Here is a 4,179-nt window from a genome sequence, read left to right as displayed (position 1 = left end):
CCCCCCCCACCGCCCGCTCCCCCCCCAGGCCGTGAACCTTGACCTGCCGAAGGACGCACTGAAAGACGCCTCGGAGCACAGTATGCGGTAGTCCTTCACTATGCCGAAGCCACCCCCCCTGTACTTGCCGAACGATGGGCCATCACGGGTGTTGAGCTCCAGCCTCTCGACCCTGATGGGCAGTGTCCTCTCGATGACCTCCGCGGAGCAAGGTAGGTCTCCCCCCCGTCCCCCCCACTGCACACCAGGCGCTCTCGCCGTCCCGATCGAAGCTGGCCCCCCCAGCCACCTGGCTGCGGTTCCACGATTGCGAACGGCTTTCCCCCCCTCCCTGGCCTGTCGTCCACGCCGCCACTATCGTTGCACCGACGGTGAGGAAGTGGCCCGCGGACAGCTTATCAGGTATAAGCTCAGCGAGGATGTGCCACACGAGGTCCCCCCCTGCGTAGGACATCGATTCCCAGTAGGTTGAGGTTGGTGCCGGCCTGACGGGGGGGTTGAATATCGAGCCCTCCGGCGCCACTACCTTAACAGGCCTGAAGAAACCGCCGTTCGGTTCCGTGTGGGGGTCGGAGGCGGCAACGAAGACCGTCCTGACGGACGAGACTGTGGCTGGGTACGGGCTGTTTATGGAGCCCCCCCTCACGCTCCTGCTGCTCCCGGTGAAGTCCACCAGGAACTCATCATCCGTAACCGTGAGCCTGGCCCTCACCCTTATCGGCTCCTCATTGATCCCATCGTCGTCAATGAAGTCCTCGATTTCGAACGAGCCGTGAGGGAGCGCTCTCAGCAGTTCCCTGGCCTTCATCTCACCGGCCAGGATCGAGGATTCGACGGAGGCCCTGACCGCCTCGGACCCGTAGCGGTCAATGAGCCTGAGGATCCTGTTCCTGGCCACGCGCATGGAGGCCACCTGCGCCTCCATGTCGCCCAGGGTCATCTCGGGCGTCCTGCTGTTCGCTTCTATGATCCTGACGATCTCCTCGTCTATCCTGTCGTCCCTCCCTATCCTCACGTTGGGGGAACTGGGTGCCCTCCTGGTATATCTCCGTGGCATCGGGTGACCAGCTCCCCATCCTCATGCCCCCGACCTCGCTCCAGTGCCCCCCCTTGTTGACAAGCATGAAGAGTGCCTCGTCCTCGTGGAACACCGGCATGATCAGCGTGACGTCGTTCAGGTGGGTGCCCCCCCCTGTAGGGGACGTTTGCCATGAATATGTCGCCCTTCTCCACACCCCCCCTGCTCGACACCAGGTCCCTTGTGGCGTAGTCTAGCACGCCCAGGAAACCGGGGGACACCGTTGGCCTGGGCAACCAGCTCACCTTCCGGGGTCGTTATGGCTGACGCGTAGTCCAGGGTCTCATAGATCACAGGTGACCTCGCAGCCTTTCCGAAGGCGTAGAACATCTCTTCCGCCGCGGCACGCAGGCCGTTAGCTATTATCTCCCGTGTGAAAGGGTCAACGTTCGTACCTGCTGTCCTCAGTTCAGTCAACGGACTCACGCTCCACTATGAGGTTCCCGAACCTGTCGGCGTGCACCCTCTGGCCCTCAAGGACGACTATAGTGGCAGTCTCCTCCTCCACTATGCAGGGCCCCCTGCACATGCGTGGACGCAGGGATCTCCTTCCTGTCGTAGACCGGGACGTTTTCCTCTGAGCCGGCTAGGAAGACCTTCCTGTGTGCCTTTGGCCTGCCGCTCCCCCCCTCCCTCTCCACTTCCGGCACCTTCACTCTGGACGCGCTCACCATGCCCACAACGTGAAGGTTCACTATTTCCACAGGGTTCCCTTCCATCTTGAACGTGTACTCCCTCTCGTGCTGCGAGTGGAACCTCCGGAGTGCCTCTCCCAGGTTCCCGGTCCCGATCGAAGGCGGCATGGGGGGGACCTTCAGCGTGTGCTCCTGCCCAACGTACCGCATGTCCGCGTACCTCGCCAGCGTGGGTCCGCTGTACCCCCCCTCCTGTCTGAAGAGTTCCACCATTTCCTCCTCCATCTCCCTGTAGGCAGACTCAATCTCGCTGAGGTTGCCCTCCTCAAGTGTGGCCACCACAGTCCTCAGCTTCTCGTGCCTTACATCTGCCGTGAGCATGCCCCAGGCGGAGAAGACACCCAGGGGGGGTATGCATGGCACCATTATCCTGCTTATCTGCAGCTCGTCCGCTATGAACGGGGGGGCCATCATGGGCCTGCGCCCCCCGAATGGGACAAGGGTGAAGTCCCTGGGGGGGTCGTAGCCCCTCTGCACGGACACAAGGCGGATGGCGAAGGCTGCGTTCTCGTTCCCCCCCAGGTTTATAATGCCCTCTGCCGTCTCGTTTGCCCCCCCCATAGACAGCCTGTCGGCCAGTGCTGGATGGCCTCCTCCGCAAGCTTCCTCTCCAGCCTTATCCTTCCGCCCAGGAAGTACGACGGGTCTATGAAGCCGTTGACCACATACGCATCGGTCAGCGTGGGTTCCGTGCCGCCCCCCCTGCCATAGCAGGCAGGGCCAGGGTATGCCCCCCCCGAGGCCCTCGGGCCCACCCTCAGCCTGCCGTCCTCCACGTAGGCTATGCTCGTCCCGCCGCTGCCGACCTCAACAATGTCCACCACCGGCACGCGCACAGGGTAGCCTGGGTTGAACCTGTCCCTTCCTATGTGGTAATCCGTCACTATCCTCGGCTCTGACCCGGACACCAGGGACGACTTCGTCGTGGTGCTCCCCCCCCGTCCAGTTATTATGTCGACCCTCGTGGAGCCGGTGCACTGCCTGACCAGGCTGATCGCGCCCATCACGCCGGACACGGCCCTGACTCTAGGCTGTATATAGGGTAATTCCTCATGTGCTGTGTGCTGCTGAGGCCTCCGTTGGAGGACATTATGAAGAAGTTGCCCCCCCGGAACCCAGAATCCCTGAAGAACCGCTCGAGGGTGTTGAGATAGCTGTCAACCTTCGGCTGCACTGCGGCGTTAAGGACGGCGGTGCTCGTCCTCTCGTACTCCCTCCACTCACCCGAGACCTCGCTCGAGAGCGTAACGTATTCGAACCCCCCCATCTGCCTGATGCGCTCACCGGCCAGCCTCTCGTGCTGGGGGTTCGCGTAGCTGTTGATGAACGATACTGCCACACTCTTCACCCCCCCGTGCTCCCTGAACTTTTGAGATATATCTGAAAGGCCGTCCAGGGCCAGCGGTGTCACTTCGGACCCTGTGGCGTCCAGCCTGCCATCGACCTCCAGCCTCAGATAGCGTGGCACGAAGCTCGGGCTTCCTGTACCTGAGGTTGTATATGTCCCTGCGGTTCGACCTCTGTATCTCCAGTACGTCCCTGAAGCCCTTCGTTGTTACAAGGCCAACCGTTGCGACGTCTCTCTGCACGATGGAGTTAATGACCACCGTGTGTCCGTGGATTATGTCCCTCACCTGGCGGAGGTCAATTCCTGAGGCCCTCACGGAGTTCATCACACCCTCCGCCTGTTCCCTGGTCGTGTCCACCTTCACGCTCACCATGTTTCCGTTTTCATCTATAGCAACGAGGTCCGTGAAGGCACCACCGATATCTATCCCGATCCTGTACATTGCGATCACACCCTGATACCCCACTCTAACCACTCACTCTCTGGAGAGGGCTCGAAGCGCCCCTTCCTGCTGTGCGATATGCCGGTCCTCTTCCTCACCTCTGCAAGGAACTCCGCATGCTTGAAGGGTGCCAGGACAGCGTCGACCACGGGCACGCCGACCTCCTCCTGCACCTGCCTGTAGAAGCCAAACTCTATGGTGCACCCGAGGATAATGACCTCGGCACCCTTCTCCACCGCCCTCCTGGCTGCCTGCACGATCCTCTTCTCCGTCTCCCGCGGCTCCCTCTGGAACTCGAGCACTCCCATGTCCACAGATTCGAAAGACACAAGCCTTTCGGACATGCCGTACCTCTGCACGTTTTCCCTCATCTGCGGTACCCACTTTGTCCTGCCAACCACTATGGAGAAAGAGGTGCCCAGCGACATGGCCAGGGCCATGGAGGACTCTGCAGGCGCAGTAACCACCATGCCGCTGAGCTCCCTTGCCTCGTAGAGGAAAGGGTCGTAGAAGCACCCTATGACGGCAGCATCGTAGCCCTGTTCCTCTGCCCTTCTCACCGTTCGCAGGATGTCAGCTGCCACCAGGGCCTCGTAGACAGAGTACTCGAGGTGGT

General features: G+C 61.5%; 4 protein-coding genes and 1 pseudogene. All 5 read right to left on the bottom strand.

Going from position 1 to position 4,179, the window contains the following annotated elements:
- On the bottom strand, positions 1 to 243 hold a 243-nt coding region (locus tag JCM13583_RS14320; protein WP_171823636.1), incomplete at its 3' end, for a hydantoinase B/oxoprolinase family protein.
- The gene (locus JCM13583_RS11415) at positions 143 to 1,015 is read right to left on the bottom strand and encodes a hydantoinase B/oxoprolinase family protein (RefSeq protein WP_075057764.1); all 873 of its coding nucleotides are present in this window, start codon (positions 1,013 to 1,015) and stop codon (positions 143 to 145) included. The genes JCM13583_RS14320 and JCM13583_RS11415, both read right to left, overlap by 101 nt.
- A gap of 159 nt (positions 1,016 to 1,174) precedes the next feature.
- Positions 1,175 to 1,495, bottom strand: a complete 321-nt coding sequence (locus JCM13583_RS11405; RefSeq protein ID WP_171823635.1) for a hydantoinase B/oxoprolinase family protein — start codon at positions 1,493 to 1,495, stop codon at positions 1,175 to 1,177.
- Positions 1,488 to 3,563, bottom strand: a pseudogene (locus JCM13583_RS11400) (hydantoinase/oxoprolinase family protein). Before JCM13583_RS11400 ends, JCM13583_RS11405 begins: the two are co-directional and overlap by 8 nt.
- Positions 3,564 to 3,568: 5 nt before the next feature.
- Positions 3,569 to 4,179: aspartate/glutamate racemase family protein (locus tag JCM13583_RS14315; RefSeq protein ID WP_075057761.1), on the bottom strand; the 611-nt coding region annotated here is incomplete at its 5' end.

Origin of the sequence: Thermogymnomonas acidicola JCM 13583 (genome assembly GCF_001316105.1) — an archaeon.
GTDB classification, from domain to species: Archaea; Thermoplasmatota; Thermoplasmata; order Thermoplasmatales; family Thermoplasmataceae; genus Thermogymnomonas; species Thermogymnomonas acidicola.
Note: the sequence above shows the minus strand (reverse complement) of the source record. Positions and strands in the feature narration are given on the sequence as shown.